This is a genomic window from Microvirga lotononidis (assembly GCF_034627025.1).
Taxonomy (GTDB): Bacteria; Pseudomonadota; Alphaproteobacteria; order Rhizobiales; family Beijerinckiaceae; genus Microvirga; species Microvirga lotononidis.
On the sequence record NZ_CP141049.1, the window covers coordinates 707,080 to 726,726 of the forward strand.

16 protein-coding genes and 4 pseudogenes are annotated in these 19,647 nt (G+C 63.0%); 11 read left to right on the forward strand and 9 right to left on the reverse strand.

The window, feature by feature from the left end; all coding sequences use genetic code 11:
• Positions 1–97: 97 nt before the first annotated feature.
• Positions 98–1,360 carry an IS256 family transposase gene (locus tag U0023_RS26955; protein WP_009488662.1) on the reverse strand — a complete coding sequence of 421 codons (1,263 nt, stop codon included), beginning with the start codon at positions 1,358–1,360 and terminating at the stop codon, positions 98–100.
• Positions 1,361–1,570: 210 nt separating this feature from the next.
• Positions 1,571–2,224 (reverse strand): SOS response-associated peptidase, encoded by a 654-nt coding sequence (locus tag U0023_RS26960; RefSeq protein ID WP_040638528.1) that lies wholly within the window; start codon positions 2,222–2,224, stop codon positions 1,571–1,573.
• Positions 2,225–2,429: 205 nt separating this feature from the next.
• On the opposite strand from U0023_RS26960, the gene U0023_RS26965 reads away from it, so the two are divergent.
• A complete protein-coding gene (locus U0023_RS26965; protein ID WP_009491824.1) occupies positions 2,430–4,511 on the forward strand; it encodes a DEAD/DEAH box helicase in 2,082 nt (693 codons plus the stop codon).
• Here U0023_RS26965 and U0023_RS26970 read toward each other — a convergent pair.
• Entirely contained in the window at positions 4,459–5,202 is a 744-nt protein-coding gene (locus tag U0023_RS26970) for an IS630 family transposase (RefSeq protein ID WP_323673924.1), read from the reverse strand. The two genes, U0023_RS26965 and U0023_RS26970, sit on opposite strands and share 53 nt — an antisense overlap.
• Positions 5,184–5,528 (reverse strand): annotated as a pseudogene (locus U0023_RS35470) (helix-turn-helix domain-containing protein); the annotation flags it as partial. The gene U0023_RS26970 and the pseudogene U0023_RS35470, both read right to left, overlap by 19 nt.
• Before the next feature lie 191 nt (positions 5,529–5,719).
• Here U0023_RS35470 and U0023_RS26980 point away from each other — a divergent pair.
• The 9 genes and pseudogenes from U0023_RS26980 to U0023_RS27015 all read left to right on the forward strand — a co-directional run.
• Complete coding sequence (locus U0023_RS26980; RefSeq protein ID WP_322883797.1) at positions 5,720–6,067, forward strand: hypothetical protein; 348 nt, start codon at positions 5,720–5,722, stop codon at positions 6,065–6,067.
• A gap of 39 nt (positions 6,068–6,106) precedes the next feature.
• Positions 6,107–6,742, forward strand: coding sequence for a helix-turn-helix domain-containing protein (locus U0023_RS26985; protein WP_245272843.1), 636 nt, complete (start codon positions 6,107–6,109; stop codon positions 6,740–6,742).
• Entirely contained in the window at positions 6,675–7,826 is a 1,152-nt protein-coding gene (locus tag U0023_RS26990) for an IS110 family RNA-guided transposase (protein ID WP_009489212.1), read from the forward strand. The genes U0023_RS26985 and U0023_RS26990 overlap by 68 nt, the downstream gene beginning before the upstream one ends.
• A 266-nt stretch (positions 7,827–8,092) precedes the next feature.
• Positions 8,093–8,296 carry a hypothetical protein gene (locus tag U0023_RS26995; RefSeq protein ID WP_154660886.1) on the forward strand — a complete coding sequence of 68 codons (204 nt, stop codon included), beginning with the start codon at positions 8,093–8,095 and terminating at the stop codon, positions 8,294–8,296.
• Between the two features lie 140 nt (positions 8,297–8,436).
• Complete coding sequence (locus tag U0023_RS27000; RefSeq protein WP_245272851.1) at positions 8,437–8,943, forward strand: transposase; 507 nt, start codon at positions 8,437–8,439, stop codon at positions 8,941–8,943.
• A 365-nt stretch (positions 8,944–9,308) separates the two neighbouring features.
• Positions 9,309–9,761: a Mom family adenine methylcarbamoylation protein gene (locus U0023_RS35935; protein WP_456085530.1), complete on the forward strand. Its 453-nt coding sequence runs from the start codon at positions 9,309–9,311 to the stop codon at positions 9,759–9,761.
• Between the two features lie 1,105 nt (positions 9,762–10,866).
• A complete protein-coding gene (repC, locus tag U0023_RS27005; RefSeq protein ID WP_009491847.1) occupies positions 10,867–12,021 on the forward strand; it encodes a plasmid replication protein RepC in 1,155 nt (384 codons plus the stop codon).
• A 158-nt stretch (positions 12,022–12,179) separates the two neighbouring features.
• Positions 12,180–12,431, forward strand: a complete 252-nt coding sequence (locus tag U0023_RS27010) for a WGR domain-containing protein (RefSeq protein ID WP_040638541.1) — start codon at positions 12,180–12,182, stop codon at positions 12,429–12,431.
• 324 nt (positions 12,432–12,755) lie between these two features.
• Positions 12,756–13,591, forward strand: a pseudogene (locus U0023_RS27015) (IS3 family transposase); the annotation flags it as partial.
• Positions 13,592–13,898: 307 nt separating this feature from the next.
• Here U0023_RS27015 and U0023_RS27020 read toward each other — a convergent pair.
• A complete protein-coding gene (locus U0023_RS27020; protein WP_009491851.1) occupies positions 13,899–15,167 on the reverse strand; it encodes an IS110 family RNA-guided transposase in 1,269 nt (422 codons plus the stop codon).
• A 127-nt stretch (positions 15,168–15,294) separates the two neighbouring features.
• Here U0023_RS27020 and U0023_RS27025 point away from each other — a divergent pair.
• Positions 15,295–15,555, forward strand: a pseudogene (locus U0023_RS27025) (integrase core domain-containing protein); the annotation flags it as partial.
• Here the strand turns inward: U0023_RS27025 and U0023_RS27030 are convergent.
• The 4 genes and pseudogenes from U0023_RS27030 to U0023_RS27045 form a co-directional block, all read right to left on the reverse strand.
• Entirely contained in the window at positions 15,525–17,591 is a 2,067-nt protein-coding gene (locus U0023_RS27030; RefSeq protein WP_009762367.1) for a recombinase family protein, read from the reverse strand. The pseudogene U0023_RS27025 and the gene U0023_RS27030 sit on opposite strands and share 31 nt — an antisense overlap.
• Entirely contained in the window at positions 17,584–17,802 is a 219-nt protein-coding gene (locus U0023_RS27035; RefSeq protein ID WP_009762366.1) for a hypothetical protein, read from the reverse strand. Before U0023_RS27035 ends, U0023_RS27030 begins: the two co-directional genes overlap by 8 nt.
• 558 nt (positions 17,803–18,360) lie before the next feature.
• Positions 18,361–18,540, reverse strand: a pseudogene (locus U0023_RS27040) (IS6 family transposase); the annotation flags it as partial.
• Positions 18,541–18,744: 204 nt separating this feature from the next.
• Positions 18,745–19,533, reverse strand: coding sequence for a hypothetical protein (locus U0023_RS27045; protein ID WP_154660907.1), 789 nt, complete (start codon positions 19,531–19,533; stop codon positions 18,745–18,747).
• Between the last annotated feature and the right edge of the window lie 114 nt (positions 19,534–19,647).

Sequence of the window (19,647 nt, forward strand, 5' to 3'; positions counted from 1 at the left end):
AGGAGGCAGTGAGTGCGCGGCGGGCATCGAGGAGGCAGCGGCGCGAGGGCTGTAGAAATTGGAGTGGCGCAGTCTCCAGCATGCTTAGGATATGGGGTTAAGCAGCAACGTCAATCATCTCCTGGCTCGATGAGATTTTGGGAAGCGTCTTCCAGCCATCGACCTTGCGCATCGTGATCTGGCCGGACGCCAGCAGCGCCCAGAACAGCATGGCCGCGGTCGCCGCTGAAGGCAGCACCGTCTGGGTCTTGATCCGCCGCTTGAACTCCTCATGCAGCCGCTCGATCGCATTGGTGGTTCGGGCCGACTTCCACTGCGAGGGCGGCAGCTTTGTGAACGCAAACAGTGCCTCGCCGGCCTCCTCCAGGCTGTCGGCCACCGCCGGATGCCGCAGCTGCCATTTGCGAACAAAGGCTTTGCGCCGCTCCTTCATCTCCTCGGCCGTGGCGGCATAGATCATATCCGTGTAATCGGCCGTGATCTCCTCATGCAGCCGCTTGGGCGCATGGGCGAGCAGATTGCGGTGCTTATGCACCGTGCAGCGCTGCAGCGGGACCCCCTCCCACACCGCCGCGAGCGCCTGCTCCAGGCCCGGCGCGCCATCCACAATGACAAAGGCCGGCCGGCGCAGCTGGCGTGCCACGAGGTCGTCGAGCACCGCACGCCAGGCGGCCGTGGTCTCCCCGCCCATGTTCTTGACCGCCAGCAGCACCTTCTGGCCATCCTCGCGCACCCCGATCACCACCAGCAGCGAAATCGAGGTCGCCTTCCTGTCGAGCCGGACCCGCACCACCGTGCCGTCGAGGATCAGCCGCACGATCGGCTCGTCGGCGAGCGAGCGCTGGTTCCAGGCTTGCCAGTCGGTCTGCACCTTGCGCCAGACCCGGCTGACCGTGTCCTTGCCGATGGCTCCGCCGAACAGGGCGGCTAAGGCCCGGCGGACCCGCCGGGTGTTGGTGCCGGCCAGATACGCTGAGGCAATCAGCGCATCGGCGGCCTTGGTGCGCCGCTGATAAGCCCGAAGGGTTGCGCTTCTCCACTCAGTGGTGCGGCCATCCTCGGTACGCAAGCGCGCTCGCGGCACCGAAATCTCTGTCTGGCCAAAGGTGCCGGTCAGGCTGCGGCAGCGGCTGCCATGGCGATAGCCGTGAGTGGAGGCGGGTGGTGCGGGACGCTCCTTGCGGCCATAGCGCGGCCGGCCCAGAGCCGCCTCGAGTTCCGCCTGAATGAGGGCTTCGATCCAGCCCCGCACCCGCTCGCGCACGCCGGTCTCGATCGGGTCGATCCAATCGTCGAAAAGCCGGGCTTGCGGCTGGCCGGCAGGATGCGCAGCATCTGTCTTGCTGATAAGGTCCGTCATGGCGTGGTCTCCCACGGGACCGGAGCGCTCCAACGCCCGAATCCCGCTGTGTGGGTTGCAGCACCCGGAGACTACGCCACCCTCAAAAGTCTACCACCTCCCGGACGGCACCCCCCCATTGCTATTCGTCAGATTTACTGCCGCTTGGTGAGCGTCACTCGCCATCAAGTTTGGGTTAGCATTGTACAATCCCGTTGTGGCTGCGATCGGTCACCCTGGCACTTTGGCTTGATCGGACCTTTCACCCTCTGCAACAATTTGCAACGCGTCATCGGGAAGAGGTCGCTGGAGCTTTAGGGCTTCTTCAGTTGGGGCATTGAGCCAAATGTCATATTCCTCAGGCGTGGTCAGGATCACCGGCATCGCTTTCGGATGGATCGGGCTCACCACGCCATTCGGTTCCGATGTCAGAAATGAATAGAGCAGGTGTTCACCTTCAACAGGATCAGCCTTTGTTCCACCGACGCCGGTCCATGGTCGCCAAATGCCAGCAAAGGCGGCGAGGGGACGCTCTTCATTCAGGGCAAACCAAACAGGCGTTTTGCGTGGGCGAGTATCCTTATATTCTGAGAACGATGTCAGGGGAATAAGGGCTCGGTACTGCGGCTTGAGCCAGGCACGCCAGAACGGTGAGCCGACATTGCGCACGTTCGTCACCGGATGATTGCCAATCTTCGGGGGAGGGGGGAAGCCCCAGCGCATCTGGATCAGCTCGCGCTTGCCGTCATGCTTTCTGATGACCGGCGCCATCTGGTCTGGAAAGATGGCTGACAGGGGAGGGAGGTTGCCTGCGCTGTCGCGGGTTACATCGAAGGCCTGCCGCATCGCGGCCTGTGTTGCGTAAGAGCTATAGAGATTGCACACGGGTGGAACCTTCCGTCTTGGCATTCGGGCCTTCGATCCAATCAGACGCATTTGTCTGCACCCAACGTGACAATAAGCGCTGCCCCGCGCAACCCTTCAGGGTATAATCAGGGCAATCGGTGGACCGCGTTCTGATTTGCGAATCATGACGCATGATTGGTCCGCCCCTTCACTCGTTTCCCATTGCATTTCAGATCCTTGACCGATGCGGCCAATCTCCAACTCTGCCGATACCTTGCCTCAAGCCTCTGTTTCGGAACTCAGCCGGCGGATCGGGGACAAGCAGGCTGAGCCCTATCAGGCCAGGATCGCCGCATCCGTGCGCGAGGCTATTCGACGGGGATGCTCAGGCGCGGTGCTCGCACCGACTGGCAGCGGCAAGAGTCTTCTGGCCGCCGGGGCCGCCGAGGACGCGATCGACCTAGGCAAGCCGATCCTTGTTCTCCACCCCGATGTTTCCCTGCTGCGCCAGAACTACGCCCAGTTTCAGAGCGTTCCGGCTGTCAGAGGCGCCCAGACCGCCTTTTACGTCGCCAAGAACGAAGTCATCGGCGATGGGCCGATGGTTCGGAATTCGCTTGACGCGGATGTGATCCCCGCCACGAACATGTCCCTCGTCAACAAGCTCGATGACGAAGACTTCCTGCGCTCTCTCGAGCGGTTCGGTAAGAGAGGAGGGGTAGTCCTTATCGACGAGGGTCACAAGGCTGCGGCCGAGGAACTTGCTCGGGTCCTTTCACGCATCGCACACGCCGGTGGCTCCGGCATTGTTCTGACCGCCACACCGTTCCGGACCGATGGCAAGGACCCGCTGGACGCGTTCGGGGCCAGCATCGAGCACGATTTGATCGACGTTGCCACTTATGATGAGGTCCTGGCAACGGGCCGCACGGTTCCCACCAGGTTCGATATCGCCACCGGTGAATTCGAGGCTCATCTCGGCACCGATGCCGTCCGGCTCATTGAGAGCGCCTCCCTCGCGCTGCTTGCTGAAAACAAGTCAGTGGACCAAGCCTCCCAGCAGGCATTCTCCCGCTTCTTCAAGGAAGGGGCGAGCGAGGGCGACAAGGCGATCGCCGCTCTGATCGTGGCGGCTGTCGCCAGGATCTGGGCGAAGCGTGCCGCCAGCGCTACCCTGGCAATGATCCACTGCGACAGCGTTGAGTTTGCCAAGGAGTTCTCCGGGTATCTTGCTCAAGAAAGCCTCCCTCCCGGTCACAGCAGGGAAGGGGAGAAGCCCCGCGTGGCCTTCGTCGTGGCCGGCGAAATTCGCGTCTGGCGCAACGGCGCCGAGGAGGGACTGAAAGAGGGCGAGGAGCCCGGTCGGAAGATCAAGCGTGACGATCTCCTCGATGCGGCCCGTGCGGGCGGCTTCGACATTCTGGTCAATGTGAATGCTCTGGGCGTCGGTACCGACGTTCCGCAGACCGATCTCAACATTTTGGCTTGCCAGGAACGGTCCATCGGTCCGGTGAAACAGATCAGCGGGCGAGGGGAACGGGCGCACAAGGCATCGGCCAAGACCCACCAGGTCTTCGTTGATGTCGGCAATTCGATCGTGCGCATTTTCAGCGACATCGACGCCATGCGTCGGAACGATCCGGAGCGCTGCCGCCGCCAGGTCCGCGGACTCGCTAGCCCGATCCGGGAGCAGTTCGAGGCGTGGTTCGACAAAGATCCCAGCCTGCGTGAGCAGATCGGGGAGCGCCAGCGTCAGATCCGGCTGCGGATGGGCGAGGGGGACAGCGAGCAGTACGACGATCCGCTCGACCCCACGATGGAAGTCGGAGACGAGGACACCCTTCCCGTACCGAAGCCCTTTGCAGCCGGCCTCATGACGACCGGAATGCGGCGCTACGATTCCGAGACCAAGAGATACTCCAGCCGCGTGGCGCTGTTCTGCGACCTCAACGAGTTCGGGCTTTTTGACGAGGAGGCCGCCCCGGATCTCCCACGCTGGCTCGTCGCCACCCACGAGGAACGGACAGGGGCGCAGCAGGCCTTCCTCTGCAAGACTCAGGACATCGCCCGCAAATACGTGGCCTTCGTGGGCATCCGCCACGACGGCGACTATGAAAGCGCCAGCCCGACGGACAAGCAACGCCGGTTCCTGACGGGCCTTCAGCAGGCGCGACCTCTCGCGCTCCCGTGGCTCAATGGGTTCGCGCCTCCAGGGAACGCAACTCAGATGTCGGCCGCCATCGACCTCCTCAAGGACAAGGCAGGATTGCTTACTAAGCAGCGATTCGGTGGTTGGGCAACGGATGGCGATTTCGCTCGCGATTGAGTTTCATGGTGGCCTGGTGAATGGCGGCATCGAGGCTTTCCGGCCCTGAGAAAGTCTGGTGAGCAAGATGATGCTGCTTGAGATCGCGCCAGAGCTCCTCGATGTCGTTGAGTTCGGGGGCGTACTTTGGCAGCCATTCGACCGTGAGCCAGGAGGCCCGCTCAGCGAGGGCAGCGCGCGTTGCCTTGCTGGTGTGGATCGGGCCGTTGTCGAGGACGAGCACGATCGGCTTCTGCGCACGGCCGGGCATCGGGCCATACTGCCTGTCAATCTGGTCCAGAAGCGCGATGAAGTCGGTACTGCGCTTGCTCCGGCTGGTACGCACGATCAGGTCGCGCGGCGCCCAGTCGAGCACCCCGAGCATCGCCACCTTGGCGGCTTGTCCGGGCGCGGGAATGCGCAGATCCGCGCCCTTCTTGGCCCAGGCATGAGCCAAATAGGGATGGGTGAGCGCCTCAGACTCATCGCCGAACAAGAGCACGATGTCGCCGGCCTCGGCCTGCGCCTTCAGGAGCTTGCGGCGCAGGCCAGCGCGATCCACGGCGTCGGCATCCTGGCGGCCCTTCAGGGTGTGGCGCGGCCGGCGCCAGCGGAAAGCCCCTTTTGGCGCAGCACGACGGAGAGCCGTGAGCGCGAGATGCGCACGCCGGAGCGTTTCTCGATCTCGTCGGCCAGCCGCGGCAAGGTCCAGTTGGGGCGATCCGCCACTGGTCCCGACAAAACCGCCTCGGCCACCGCGAGCGCCTGCTCGGCCTTGACTGGAGCCGGCCCCGGGGCAACGGAGCGCCGCAGCGCGTCGACCCCACCCGTCATGAAAGCGCTGCGCCAGAGCCGCACCGTATCCTCGCGCACGCCGAAGGCCTCGGCGATCCGCGGGCTCGTCCAGCCGGCCAGGGTCAGCAGGAGCGCCCGCGCCCGGTCGGCCTCGCCCCGATCCCGCGAGTGGCTCAGAGCCATGAGCTCACGCCGCTGCGCGGCGCTTGCGACAACAGGGGATTTGCCTGCCATGATCCGCATTCCAAACCAAACAAGAAGATGGAATCACATCCAGCATCCGATGGCCACCCCGCTGAAACCTGCTTAGATCTGCTTTAAGCAGCCATTAACCATACCATGCCATCCTCACATTAAGGTCCTTGCTCAGATGACCTTAATCCAGCGAACCCCGTGCAGCTATCCCATCGCTTGCGCGGGGTTCTGGTTTTCTGATGACAACTGCTCTCCCTCAGACGCTTTTCCACGCAACCCCTCTTTATCGATACGATCCCAAAGCCACCGATAATCACGGCATTTGGAATCCCGCTGACCACGGCCAGATCAAAGACCACGGCCTGAGACCAAGCATGCATTCGAGTAAGGATGTGCCGGTCGTTTTCCTGACCGATGAGTTTTGGATCGCCAAAAATTACGCTGATTGCAATCGGGGTGAGGAGTGGCCGGTCGACTGGATTGTCCTTGAGGTCGACACGACGGTCATAGACCCGGCGCGCCTGCTGTCAGATATGGATCAGGAAGCGCAAATCATGGCCGACGACATCCTAAGTAGGTCTTCATAAGACTTGCAACGCAAGCACTGCGGGTGTTCCCTGGAGAGCATGCAACACCATGATCACTCTCCCGAAACGTGGCTCGACGAGGCGGATCGCAAGCGGCTTACTGCCGCGCTTTCTGGTGCCCGTGAGGCCCGGGTGTATCGCCGCCTCGAGGCGCTGCTGCTGGTGGCCGAGGGCCATCCCGTCGCCGAGGCGGCCCGCCGCTGCCGGGTCAACCGCTCCAGCGTGCACCGCTGGCTCGTCCAGTACCGAGCCGAGCATGAGGCCACGGCCCTGATCGACCGGCCGCGCAGCGGACGTCCCCGCCGTCAGCCGAGGCTCACGCCGCAGCGGCTGGCGGCGGCCCTGGCGCGCGACCCGCGCCGCTGCGGCTACCAGGCTACGAGCTGGACGGTGCCGCTGCTGGCCCACGACCTGGCCGCGAAGGGCCTCGCGGTCAGCCGCCAGACGCTGCGGCGGCGGCTGCACGAAGCCGGCTATCGTTGGAAGCGGCCGCGCTATGTCTATGTCGCGCGCGCGGCTCACCTGCCGCAGAAAAAGATCTCATGGGCCAGCGACCGCCGAACTGGTGAAGTAAGGCGGTCACCTCACCTCACCCTGGAGGCCGCTCATGTTCTCCTCTCCCTCAGCCGACGCTTCAGTCTCGGACAGCACCCACACGATCTATCTCGCCCTTGAACTCAGCCGCCGCTCCTGGCTGGTGGCGCTGCATGCCCCCGATGCCGCGAAGATCGAGCTGCATCGGCTTCCCGCCGGTGATGGACAGGCGGTGCTCGACCTGCTTGCCCGCATCCGGACCCGCGTGGAACGACGCACCGGCGTGAGCCCACATGTATCGTGCTGCTACGAGGCCGGCCGCGACGGGTTCTGGCTGCACCGCCTTCTCGAGGCGCACGGCGTCAGCAGCCATGTCATGGACCCGAGTTCGCTGCAGGTCGACCGCCGGGCCCGGCGGGCCAAGACGGACCGCCTGGATGCCCAGGCTCTGCTGCGGGCGCTGATGGCCTGGTCCCGCGGCGAGCCGAAGGTCTGCTCCATGGTCCGCCCACCGTCCCCGGACGAGGAGGATGCGCGTCGTCCGAGCCGCGAGCGGGCCACGCTGCTGCAGGAGCGCATTCGCCTGGTCAACCGGATCAAGGGGCTGTGCGCGACGCAAGGGATCGACGACTACGAGCCGCTGCGGCCGGATCGCCGCTCGCGCCTGGCGCAGCTGATCACGGGGGATGGCCGGCCGCTGCCGCCGCGGCTGTCGGCGGAGATCGCGCGTCAGCTCGACTGGCTCGAACTGGTCCTGCGGCACCTGGCCGAGGTCGAGACGAGGCGCGATGCCGACGCGGCGGCGGCACGAGCCGCGTCCTCGTCCAAGCTTGGGACCTTGCTGCATCTGAGGGGGATCGGCTCTGAGATTGCAACTGTCCTCGCCAAGGAGGTGTTCTACCGATGCTTTGCCAGCCGGCGCCACGTGGCTGCCTATGCGGGACTGACCCCCAGCCCGTTTGCGAGCGGCCGCCGCTCGCGCGAGCAAGGGATTACCAAGGCGGGCAACGCCCGCGCCCGCAAGGCGCTGATCGAACTCGCCTGGCTGTGGTTGCGCAACCAGCCTGACAGTGCACTCGCGGTCTGGTTCCGCAGCCGTGTGGGGTCGGCCACCGGGCGGGTCAGACGCATTGCAATTGTGGCGCTCGCCCGTAAGCTGCTGATCCTGTTGTGGCGCTATGTCGAAACAGGCGCCCTGCCAGCCGATGTGGCCGTGAAGCCCTGAACCCGCTTGCGCACTGGCGCGGGAGTGTCAGCGCGTGATGTCTGAGGGGAGTGCGACCGCGTTGTCCCCCCTGGCTGGAACAATGCCGCGAAAAAGAATGGTCGCGCTCACCCCGGAGCCCGTTCCCGACGCATGCGGGATTATGGTCAGGGCTTGGGCCCAACCGGATATAAGGTGATGCGGACGAACGGTTCGCATGAGCGCCATCGGGCTCAGCCTCGGAGGTCACCGCAAACTGTCGAATCCCGCCCTTGAGTAGACGGACAGTGTCGGAGCGAGTTGCCCTCGGGCAGTCTCCAGGATGGCTTGGAGCTTCGGCCGGCCCTCAAGCCCTGCGCCTGCGGCGCACCGCGAAGCGGCTGCGGGACTTGACCGCCCGCCTCGCCCAAGCTGAGAGCCGCCATGCCAGAATGGCAGGCTTTGAACTCGGCTTCCTTTGGTTCGACCCTGTCGGCCAGGTCAAACTCTGACTTCGATCCGGCACACCGCCTGCCAGCGCTTGACGGATCGGCCCATATAAGGGGGGATCACCCGACGCCTGAAGGCGGGCTGGCACAGGAGCGATCGGCTGCTGTGCCTCGACTGGACGCTGCTGCGGCTGTTTCCGCCGCTGCGCGCGACCTGGGCGCTCAAGGGCACGCAGGCCCTCGTGCCGATCACCGGCCGCAATGCCAAGCGGGTGCTGTTCGGGGCGATCGACTTGCAAAGCGCGCGTCGGGTGGTGCTGATCCGCACCCGTGCCGGTCAGGCCGATGCCCAGGCGTTCCTGCGTGCGCTGCGGCGCCGCTACCGCAAGGCTGGCTGGCTCTGGCTGCTCACCGATCGGGCGAGCGCCCACACTGCCCCGCAGACCCAAGCCCTGGCCGACCGGCTGCGCATCCGGTTCGTGTGGTTGCCCCGGCAGGCGCCCGAACTGAGCCCGATGGATCAACTCTGGCGCGAGCTCAAGCGGCTGATCGCGGCCAACCGGCAGGCGGCTTCCATCGATGCTCTGGCCGCCGAGGCCGCAGCCTGGGTGCTGACGCTGACGCCGCAACAAGCGTTCCGCAAGGCCGGCATGCTGTCCAAACGCTTCTGGCTCAGAAAGCTGTTGCAGAACTTTTGGCGACCTACTTAGCCCTGGGACACACCCAGGCCGAATGGGATGCCGGCGAAATCCCTTGGGCGTCCGTGCTCAAGATCACCGGTCAGGTGAGATACAGTGCGCCGATCCCCGATAGTGCCATCACACCTTTCAAGCTCCTGCCTGTGGATCCGCCTCATCCGTAAGCTTTTGTTAAGGGCCGGACCCTACCTCTGGCCTCAAGGATCGACCTGACTGATCCTGTCCTCCGGGAACCCTGCGTAGCATAGCCCCCGCTACGCAGGGTTTTCTGTTTTCGGCTTCGGCCGTCGCGGTATGACCCGCCCTGACCACCTCTCAAAGCTCCCTCTCCCAAACCATCTTCGGAAATGACCCAGCTATCGCTCTTCGATCACTCGATGCGGTGGAATAGCCGCCGCGCGTCCTATCGCCCCTCCCAGGAGCCGATCGACCCCAGCCAGTTCTCAGTTGCTCCTGTAGGGGATGCAATCGCTAGAGACTTCGTCATCAGGCATCACTACTCAGGCTCTTACCCAGCAGCCGTTGCGGCTTATGGGATGTTCCAGCGGATTGCCGCATTCCAGGAAGAACTCGTTGGCGTTGCCGTCTTCTCGGTTCCCATGCAGCCAAAGGCGGCCGCTGCCTACGGGGCACCAGCCGATGCCAAATTTTGCGAGCTCGGACGCTTCGTGCTGAAGGATCATGTCGCGGGGAATGGGAAACGTGGCTCCTCAGGCGCGCCCTTGGGATGCTGGCAAAAGACAAACAGCGGCCTGACCGAAGGTCGTACTACGATCTGTGCCTGTCCTACAGCGATCCGGTTCCTCGGACGAATGCCGCGGGAGATCTGATCCACGTCGGACACGTAGGCAGAATCTATCAGGCATACGGCTCAAGTGCCTATCTCGGCCGCGGGACGCCTCGCACTCATTGGCTTACTCAGGACGGGTCCATCGTTTCGCCGAGGGCTCTGTCAAAGCTTCGGAACGGCGAACGGGGAGCGGCTTACGCTTATGACTTTCTCAGATCCCATGGAGCTCCCGCCATGGCGCCAGGAGAAAAGGAAGCCGATTACATCCGAAGAGCACTGCAGGAGGGCCCTTTCCGCAAGATGCGCCATAACGGCAATCACGCTTATGCCTTCCCGTGTGGCACTCATTCCAATCGCCAGGAGATCCGCCGGCGCATGGACAAAGGTTTGCCGCGGCCGACCAAGACTGACCTCCCAATGGCGGCCTAGAATCTAGTGCAAATATCCAAGCGTCGGAACGGCTCGACTAATAGTCATTAACCATCCTTCCAGCCGCGCGCCCGAATCATACTGCCGGATCCCGAGTCCGACTTCGCCCTGAATACTACGCAATATCGAATCAAGTGCGTAACTTGGAATCACCCGGAACCGGGCCTTTACATGCGAATTGACTCGCCTTTTTCGGCTAAATGATTCTCGGTAAAGAAGTTTCCCACCGCTGAATCGATCTATTGTGAATGGATTCTTGACGCGCGACTCCACAGCCAAAATGGAATCGGGCATCACTAGTGATGGCACGACTGGAATGGGTGAATGCCATGCCTGATGCAAAGCATACCGAACGTGTTCAGCGCTTTCGTAAGTCTCGCCGGGAGCGGGGAGACCACGAGTTGAACGTTTGGGTGCGCGGGCCCCTTAAGGTTGCGATCGATCAAGCGATCGAGAGCGGTCGTTTCAGGAACCGGCAGGAAGCAATCACCCATGCCCTCGAGGCCACATTTGCCCAAAAGGAGCGAAATGTCGTGACGTAAACCAGGCAAAGCAAAAGGCCCACGAAGCTGGACACTTCGAGGGCCTTTGGAGACCACCGCGAGGGTGGGCATTGGGAATAATCAGCACATTCCTTATGCCATCCCGACAAACTGACTGTCAAGAGCATCGGTTTCGGTGAACGCTCCCGCTTTGCCCTCAACAAGGAGGGTGCGATGCAGCTTGCATCGTCAGGAGGCCGGCGGCTGAGACATGCCGCTCTGGTCGCGAGAGACCTCGCGCTCGAAACCGGGCGCACGGTGACGCGTAAAGAATTATCGGCGGCAGCTCGGGATGCAGCCAAAGCCTTGAACCTGCCAACCACGCCTCGAGTGGTCCTATCCGAGCTCGTCGCCTGCTGGGGCGAGCAGGAGTGGGAGCGACTGCTGGTTTGGCCGTCGAACGACTATCTGGTCGGACGGACGGCGCTGACAGATCGGGCCATTCGGAAGTCCATCCGCAAGCTCGTGGATCTTGGGCTCATTGTTCCCAAGGATTCGCCGAACGGGAAGCGCTATGCCGTCAAGGACTTGGCTGGGGAGATCATCGACGCCTTCGGGTTCGATCTGACCCCGGTTTATGCCCGCAGAGGGGAGTGGGCTACGCTGCTGATCGAGCAGAAGCAGCTGCGTCAGGCTCAAAAGCAGGCCTTCGACGAGGTCACCATCTGCAGGCGTGCAACGGAAGAGGCCCTCAATGCCCTTGCCGAGCACTATCCAGACCTTGATCGCTCCAGTCTGGAGGACGACCTGAGAACGCTGAAAGCCAGGACGCCGGCACGGTCGAAAGCTTCTCTTCCGGCGGATCTGCTCGACGAGTGGAGCCTGTTGAGAAGTCGCGCTGAACAAGCCTTCTTAGATGCGGGCAATGGAGGAACCAGATTCCGGCACACTAATAACAACAATGGATCTCCTAGTGAGCCTTGTAACAAGGGCTTTCCGAAGAAAGCTGAGGCGGTTCGTTCAACCGAACAAACCCCGGAGCACCTATCACCGGAATTGATCCTTGAGGCTTGCCCGACCTTGAGCGACTACGGCCAACCGGTGCGGGATCTCGCCGACATCGTCTCGGCCGGGCGCTACCTGCGCGCCTCTCTCGGGGCGCATGAGAGCGCCTGGGCCGAGGCCGTGGAGGAGATCGGCACCGTCAGGGCGGCGATTGCCGTGATCTACACCCTGCAGCTCTATGAGGACGATGTGGCCAGGAATGGCGGCGAGAGCCGGATCAAGAACCCAGGCGGCTACTTCCGCGCGCTCACCCGCATGGTCAAAGCCGGCAAGATCGATCTCGCCGTCGAGCTCCTCGCCATGAGAAGGCGCAGAATGTCATGAGGAGAGAGAAATCGTGCGTGTTGGGATGACGGATTGGTCAGCGTGCCCAGGCTCAGAGAGCGGTTGTAGCAGGGTGCATCACGAACGTGAATCGTTGATGCGCAAAGGATTCAGGACTTTGATTGGACCTCGGGCCTGGGCCGGCGCGACACTGGCGCATGACTCACGACACAATCCAATACCTTGTCCTGCACCGGTGCGATCCGAGCTGCAACATGGCCCGCTATTATGTCCTGTCAATCGAGCCCAGCCTGTTTGGGGATGCTGCCCTGATCCGGGAATGGGGACGCCTTGGGCGACCAGGCCAGCGGAGGGTCGAGCTCTACGAAAACCGATCATGCGCCGTGGAAGCCCTTGAGACTTGGCTCCAGCGCAAGCGGCGCCGCGGCTATCTGCGGCGAAGCGGGTAGGGGAGAGGAGTACCGGAAACTTGGTTGGTCTCAGCGGAGGATCTTCAACTCGTCGACAGCTTCAGTTTCCTTAAGGCTGCCTCTCTCGTATCGGCGTAGCACGCTCCTGATCTGAACGCGCTTCGAACGTGAACTGCTAGCTTTCTCATCGTGCGCGGTTGCCTGCCGATGAATGGCTGGTGGCAGTTCGGGCCTACAGAAGTAGGTCTGAGCTTTTGCCAACAGTATAACTGTCGGCATTCGTCGTAGATACCTCACAAGTGATCCACCCCCATTGAATTGGTCCACCCTGAAGTATGTCTTGAGGCTCACAGGAGGACCCGAATGCCCAAGAAGCGTCACAAGCCGGAAGAGATCGTTGCCAAGTTGCGTCAGGTTGATGTGATGGTCTCACAAGGCCAATCGGTTGCCGATGCGGTTCGTGCCATTGGCGTGAACGAGGTGACCTACTATCGCTGGCGCCAAGAGTTCGGCGGGCTCAAATCCGATCAGGTCAAGCGCCTGAAAGATCTGGAGGCGGAGAATGCCCGGCTCCGGCGCGCCGTGGCCGATCTGACCCTGGACAAGCAGATCCTGAAAGAGGCCGCCTCGGGAAACTTCTGAGCCCCGCCCGTCGCCGCGCCTGCATCGAGCACGTCCGATCGACCCTGAAGGTGTCCGAGCGCCGGGTCTGCCGTGTTCTCGGACAGCATCGTTCGACGCAGCGGCGCATCCCGCAAGGACGAGACGATGAGGCCCGGCTGACGGCCGACATCATCGCACTTGCCCGCCGTTACGGCCGCTACGGCTACCGCAAGATCGCAGAGCTCCTGCGTTCGACCGCCGGCTGGGTCGTCAACGACAAGCGGGTCGAGCGGATCTGGCGACGGGAGGGGCTGAAAGTGCCTGCCAAACAACCCAAGCGAGGGCGTCTGTGGCTCAACGACGGATCCTGCATCCGGCTGCGCGCCGAGCGGCCCAACCATGTCTGGAGCTACGACTTTGTCGAGGACCGCACCCATGACGGGAGAAAGTACCGGATGCTGAACGTGGTCGACGAGTTCACCCATGAGTGCCTGGCCATCCGGGTGAACCGCAAACTGAAAGCGGTCGATGTGATTGATGTGCTCTCGGACCTGTTCATCCTGCGCGGCGTGCCCGGGCACATTCGGTCAGACAACGTCCTATGTGGGGGAGCAGCAGGGACACTGGGCCAACAGATCTCAGCACGCCGATTTGCTGGATCGGCGCTTCAAACAGATTGAGCCAGGTGGCTTCCACCGTCAACGGGATTGTTCTCTCCCATAGCAAACACAGGATCCAGCGGAGCTCGCACTGCCGTGGTCCTCACCATCCTCAATACGAGATACACCCCAGGTGGAAGGCCCAAACATTATCTACAGGGTCGCTTGCGCGCCCTCACGGCCCACACAGAGAGAGGTCCTTCCACCCGGCACCGGACGCTCGCCCTGGAATGGATGATCACGATCATCTGGAACCCATGATCACGATCGTCTCGAACGCGCAACGCTCAAAGAACGGCCGGTATTCTGCCCCGCCTTTGATCACCGCGTGCACCACACGGGCCATTTTGGCGGTCAAAGCGGTCACGGCCTTGCGGCGCAGATCAGCATCGTGACGATCGCGCTCGGTGTAGCGGCCAAGTTTATCCCGAAAGCTGTTGTCGCGCTGGCGGGCTGCGACCTGAGCGGCCATCCACAACGCCCGGCGCAAGCGGGCATTGCCGTACTTCGACAGTTTGGTGCGGCCACGGAACGTGCCCGACTTGCAGGTGGCCAGATCAAGACCACAGAACTTCAGGAACTGGCGGTGGTGCCCGAAGCGGCGCAGATCACCGGCTTCCGCCAGGATGGTCAGGGCGTGGATTGGTCCAATTCCCGGGATCGTGCACAGCCGCTGATAGTCAACGTGATCAGCCAGCATTGCATGAGCGAGCTTCTCAATCTGATCCCTCTGTCGGATCAGACTACGGACCTCGGCCAGAACCATGCGGAACATGGCGATGGCCGCAGAGCCTTCTGCTACGGGCAGAGCCGTAGAGGAGCGTGCGGTCTCATAGATATCGTTGAGCAACCGGGCTTTGGAGACCTTGCGGCCGATCACGGGCCATGCCTCCTCCACAAAGCTCTCCCGGTCCAGGGCCATGATGCTGGAGGGCGTGGGAAAGCGCTCGAGCAGGGCCAGGAACCAGTCGGAGCGGCTGTTGCCGGCGAAACGCTCGATCTCGGGAAAGTACAGAGGCAGGTAATGGGTCAGGATCCGGTGCCAGGTCTCGGTCTTGGCCTTGGAGATCGCCTCATGGGTTTTTGACAGCTCTTGCAGGTCGTTGATCCCGGCCGCCAGGGGATCGACATAGCGTTGGGTCGCTCCAATCCGGAGCATGTGCAGGATCACCTGTGCGTCCTTGGGATCGTTCTTGTCCCAACCATTGTGCAGCGCCTCCCGGGTGCGGGCGAGCGCCACGGACGAGACCAGCCGCAACTCGAAGCCGGCTGAGAGCAGGCGGTAGGCCAGCCCGCGGTGGTAATCGCCTGTGGCCTCAAAGCCGATGAGCACTGGGCCGCCGTAAGCCATAATGATCTCGACGAGGCGGTCATACTCCGCCTTTTTGCTCAAGATGGTAAGCCGCCGACGCCGCTGATGGCCGGCAGCCTCGATGAGCACCTCGTGGCGGTGCTTGGCGATGTCGATTGCTACCAGAGTGGCAGGGACAGGTGTACGATTGAGCTCGGTCATGGTCGGTCGGCCTCCAGTGTGTGTTCAGCGACATCACTGTGAGACCTGTCGGCTGGCCATGACCACCCCGGGCAGCGCGGCTGCGCAACCCGGACCAGCTCCGCCGCGCTGCTTCCCCATGTACTATGGCGCAGAGTTCGTCGCCAAAGCCGTCCAGGAATGGATTACGGCTGTGGGAGCGAAGACGGCTTACATCGCGCCAGGCAGTCCGTGGGAGAACGGCTTCATCGAGAGCTTCAATGCCCGGCTTCGAGATGAGTTGCTCGATGGCGAGATCTTCTACTCGCTCAAGGAGGCAAAGATCGTGATCGAGAGTTGGCGGCGGCACTACAACCCTGCATCACAACACCCATCTGTCTATGTCCTTGATGGAAAGAGAGTTTGTTGATCGGGATGCTGTCCCGTGGGGTATTTTGCCGGGCGCACCGCTCGTTGTGCAACCTCATTCGCCGCTGATCCATCAAGATCGGCGCGGCTGAAGATCCAGGGACCATCCGCAAGCGGATGGATGGCGGTGATCTCACCACGCTCGGCGGCCAGTCTGAGCGTCTTGGGGCTGACGCCGAGATGCGCGGCCGCCTGGGTCAGGTTGAGCCAGGGCTCGACCCCATCAGGGGCAGGCCGGTAGACTGGAATACGATGGTGGGAACGCAGCGCCGTCACACGCTCCCGCGTCCAGCGATTACCATGGCCAGTCACAAGCTTATTCCGGTTCAGGAGGCCGGCGATGAGATCGTCATTGGCGATTAAAACCAGATGCCGGACGGCGGCAAGAACATCAGGTGAGGTGCTGTTGCGCTGGCCGCGTCGCCGCCGGGGCAGACGCAGTTCGGTGTGAACGCCGCCGACCCAATGGATCATCAGGAGGATCTCGCCAGCATCCGCATCAATGTCGGCGATCACCTCGCGTATGACGGTGCGCACAATGCGCTTCTTCAGCCGCGCATCCGTGGTCGGGGCGCTCCAAACAGCCTGCAGGTCATCGGCCAAACTGGCCAGGGAGATCGGTGTGATCTCCATAGCGCGTGGCAGGGCCGCATCATGGGCGGCGATCTTCGCCTCGACCTCGGCGACTCGGGCCAGCGCCCTGTTCCAGCGCGCCTCCAGTTCCCCGGCCACCAGGCGATTGCCCGGATCAGCGGCATCGTACTGACGGAAGGCGCGGTCCGCTGCGTACCGGACGGCTTCGAGATCGCGGGTGAGCGCCTCACGGACCTGATCCCGCCGGCTGCTGGCTTCTGCCTCGGCCGCGACTGCAGCAGCAATCGCACCGGGTTGAACCACCTGCAGCAGAGCCGCCTCAATGGCGTCGTCCACCCGCAAGCCTCCGAAGGCGATGCAGCGCGGCTCTCCGTTGTCGAGGTGGCCTCGGCAGCAGGCATAGCGTGGGATGTTGTGCTTCATGCCGGAGTAACGCACCGTCAGCTTCCGGCCACAGCGCCGGCACCGCACGAGCCCGGCCAGCAGGGCGTCGCCGTGCTTGGGTGCGCCATGATGCCGGCTGGTCGGGACGTTGTCGCTCACCATTCTGCGTATCGCCTCCGCCTGTTCCCAATCGACATAGCCCTCGTGAGTACCGGGCTTCAGAGCGAGCCATTGAGCGCGGGGCTTGCGGCAAATTCTGCCCCGCATGCCTGAGCTGTCATAGCCCGCAACGCGAGTCTTACCATAGGCATAGGCGCCACCGTAGATTGGGTTCTCGATCATCCGGTGGATGGTCGCGTAATTGGGCCGGCGCCAGACCACATCGCCGTTGGGCTGCCGGGCCGGCAGATCGAGCCCGTGCTCGTGGAACCACAGCAGAGCCTGGCGGGCGCTGCCCAATTCCGCCACCTTGTCGAACACCAGCAAGATCGCGTCCTGCACCCGCCGGTCCGGATCTTTCTCCCAGCGGTCGCCAGCCTTCACGAACCCGACCGGCGCCGTGACGAGGAGTTCACCGCGTTTGGCTTTCTCGTAGCGCGCCGCGAGCGAGCGCTGACGCAGGAGATCGAGTTCATACTCATTGAGGGAACCCTTGAGCCCGAGCAGCAACCGATCGTTGCCCTGCCGCGGGGCATAGACCGTCTCCTGGTCAATCAGCACCGTGTCGACCACGCGGCACATCTCGATCAGTTGCTGCCAATCGCGGCTGTTGCGGGCAAAGCGCGACACCTCGCGGGCGGCCACGGCGCCGACTTTGCCGAGGCAGACCTCGGCCACCATGCGCTCGAAGCCGGCGCGGGCGGTGGTGCCGGCCGCTGACCGCCCGAGGTCGTCGTCGACGGTTTCGATTTGCGCCCAGCCCAGCATGGTCAGCCGATCCCGCATGGCGTACTGCAGGGTGCTGCTCTCGCGATTATGCAGAACCTGATGGGCGGAGGACTGACGAACATAGAGGATCGCCTTGCGCTCCAGATGGTGGGGCTGGATCTTGTCAGTCATGACCGCGCTCCTCTGCCTGTCCCAGACGGCCGTCGCGGACGTGTTCGAGGATCAGGCGAACCATCAGGTTCGTCAGCGCCTGCTGCGTCTCCGCAGGCAGGGTCTGCCAGTCTGGCATCCGCGGCGGGCCGCCGTCGCTTGGCGGGGCAAACAGGTCGAACTGCTCTGGTCTGGACCGAAGGACATAATGAGGGCTGCTCTGGCGTCGCATGGGCCTCTCCCCGATTCCCGTCGTGAGAGATCCAGTTTGCCGTCGTCGCCGTGGGAGTCGACGGTGCTCGCTTCGGCACATCTGCCAGCAGCGCCATCAAAGCCTGGATTGCGGCGATCTCCACCTGAGGAGCAAGCTCAACCCGCATCGGCGCGCACACGGCCCGATCGAACATCCAGAGAGGGAGTTCCAATCTGCGGGACGGATCACCATCGTGGCGGCAGCGAACACAATCGCCAGCGCCCTTCTCGACGATCTCATCAAGCTGGACGATGCACCCGGCCCAGGGATGCCACGGATACAGAACCTCGCGCTCTTCGGTCCTGTGGGCGTTCCGTCGTGGCTTTGTACAATACTCTGAGGCCTCATGGATCCATCGGATACAAGCCGCCGGCCCCAGAGGTGTTCGTCCCGGCCATGTCGGTGCGAGCCGCGCCGAACCCTCAACCAACTGCGTCATCCGTGCTGGCGGAAAGGCCATCGCTCCATTAACATTCCAACCGGACCTCTCCATGGGGGCGGATCAGCAATGCTGATCACGACCTCGTCGAGGGGTCACTTGTCCCCAGGCGCGGGCAGACGCCGCCGGATTTGATTGGCATAACCCTGCCCGAATTTCAGCGCCCACTGCCGCACGGTCTCGTGGCTGACCTCGATGCCGCGGGCCGCGAGCATCTCCTCGACCATGCGCAGGCTCAGGGGAAACCGGAAATAGAGCCAGATCGCGTAGCTGATCACTTCAGCCGGGAAGCGGTGGCGGGCCTAGCGAGGATGACGAGCATTTTTCATCCCTCACATATGCCTCGATCCGGTCACCCATAGGTTAATTCTGACGGTGCCGCCGCGCATCTGGCGAACGCGCGATCGCTCGAAGAGAGCGAGACCGAAGGCAAGCCGGTTTGTCTTCGAGAAGCTCGCAAATGAAAATGTTTTGCCATAATATCATTTAAGCTTTCGAATTGCGGCAGCTGCGCCACGTTTGCTCGCCGCTGCCAAAACCTTCGATTTAGGCATATTCATTAGGTCATTCGCTTTATCCCGCAGCGCCTTCACCGCCTGCGCGGCACCATCATTGCGCAGGATCGTGAGGATATCGCCCTTGCTGAGCTTCTCGCCGCCGAACTCCAGCGTCGCCAGCGCCGCCGCGTTGTCTACAAAGGCCTTCAGAGCAAGCGAACCAATGGCTTCGCAATCCTCGCGTGACAGCTTAAACCTCGTCGCCATGGCTTTGCTCGCAAGCTCGGCGGTTTTTTCATCGAGCTTCTCGCGACTGCGTGTCGGTTTCGAGCTTGAGGCCGTTTCCGGATGACTCTCCTCCACGGCGATTGTCCGTTGCCCCTCGAGTCGGTTCGGGAGTGCCCGCCGATCGCCGACGAAGTTGTCGAGGCGCCGTGGCTCTTGCGCTGGCAGCCCTTCTTTCGACTGCGCGGGCTGCACGCCCCGGGTCCGGGCGGCCAAATCGGGATTGTCCCCCTGCAACTGCGCGCGCACGAGATTGTAATCCTGCGTGATATGCTCGTCGCCCAGCAATTCTGTTGCGTCGAGCGCCATCGGACGCTGCGGCGGGACATCCAATCGCGGCCTTTGAGCCGCGCTGTCGACTTCCTCACGCTCGCTGGCCTGCTTCTTGCGTTTGCCACGCTCCCGATCGCCCTCCATAAGCTCGTGCTGGACCGCCGGTTGCTCTCCCGGCAGCCCCGGACAACGGCTGGTATCCGGCAGGAAGCCCACGAGCGCTACCGCTTGGTCCGGCAACGGCTTCGTTGCGGGGGAAGAGGGGGAAGAGCTGACGCTGGTCCTGCAGCCAGGCCGGTGGCTCCGCTTGGTCGAGGAGGCCAAGATGGT

Excerpts from the sequence above, each read along its gene's own strand:
- U0023_RS35935 (WP_456085530.1), top strand. The coding sequence starts at position 9,309 with ATGCGGTGGAATAGCCGCCGCGCGTCCTATCGCCCCTCCCAGGAGCCG.
- U0023_RS26955 (WP_009488662.1), bottom strand. The coding sequence starts at position 1,360 with ATGACGGACCTTATCAGCAAGACAGATGCTGCGCATCCTGCCGGCCAG.
- U0023_RS27020 (WP_009491851.1), bottom strand. The coding sequence starts at position 15,167 with ATGACCGAGCTCAATCGTACACCTGTCCCTGCCACTCTGGTAGCAATC.
- U0023_RS27030 (WP_009762367.1), bottom strand. The coding sequence starts at position 17,591 with ATGACTGACAAGATCCAGCCCCACCATCTGGAGCGCAAGGCGATCCTC.
- repC (WP_009491847.1), top strand. The coding sequence starts at position 10,867 with ATGCAGCTTGCATCGTCAGGAGGCCGGCGGCTGAGACATGCCGCTCTG.
- U0023_RS27010 (WP_040638541.1), top strand. The coding sequence starts at position 12,180 with ATGACTCACGACACAATCCAATACCTTGTCCTGCACCGGTGCGATCCG.
- U0023_RS26965 (WP_009491824.1), top strand. The coding sequence starts at position 2,430 with ATGCGGCCAATCTCCAACTCTGCCGATACCTTGCCTCAAGCCTCTGTT.
- U0023_RS27035 (WP_009762366.1), bottom strand. The coding sequence starts at position 17,802 with ATGCGACGCCAGAGCAGCCCTCATTATGTCCTTCGGTCCAGACCAGAG.
- U0023_RS26980 (WP_322883797.1), top strand. The coding sequence starts at position 5,720 with ATGACAACTGCTCTCCCTCAGACGCTTTTCCACGCAACCCCTCTTTAT.
- U0023_RS26985 (WP_245272843.1), top strand. The coding sequence starts at position 6,107 with ATGCAACACCATGATCACTCTCCCGAAACGTGGCTCGACGAGGCGGAT.
- U0023_RS26990 (WP_009489212.1), top strand. The coding sequence starts at position 6,675 with ATGTTCTCCTCTCCCTCAGCCGACGCTTCAGTCTCGGACAGCACCCAC.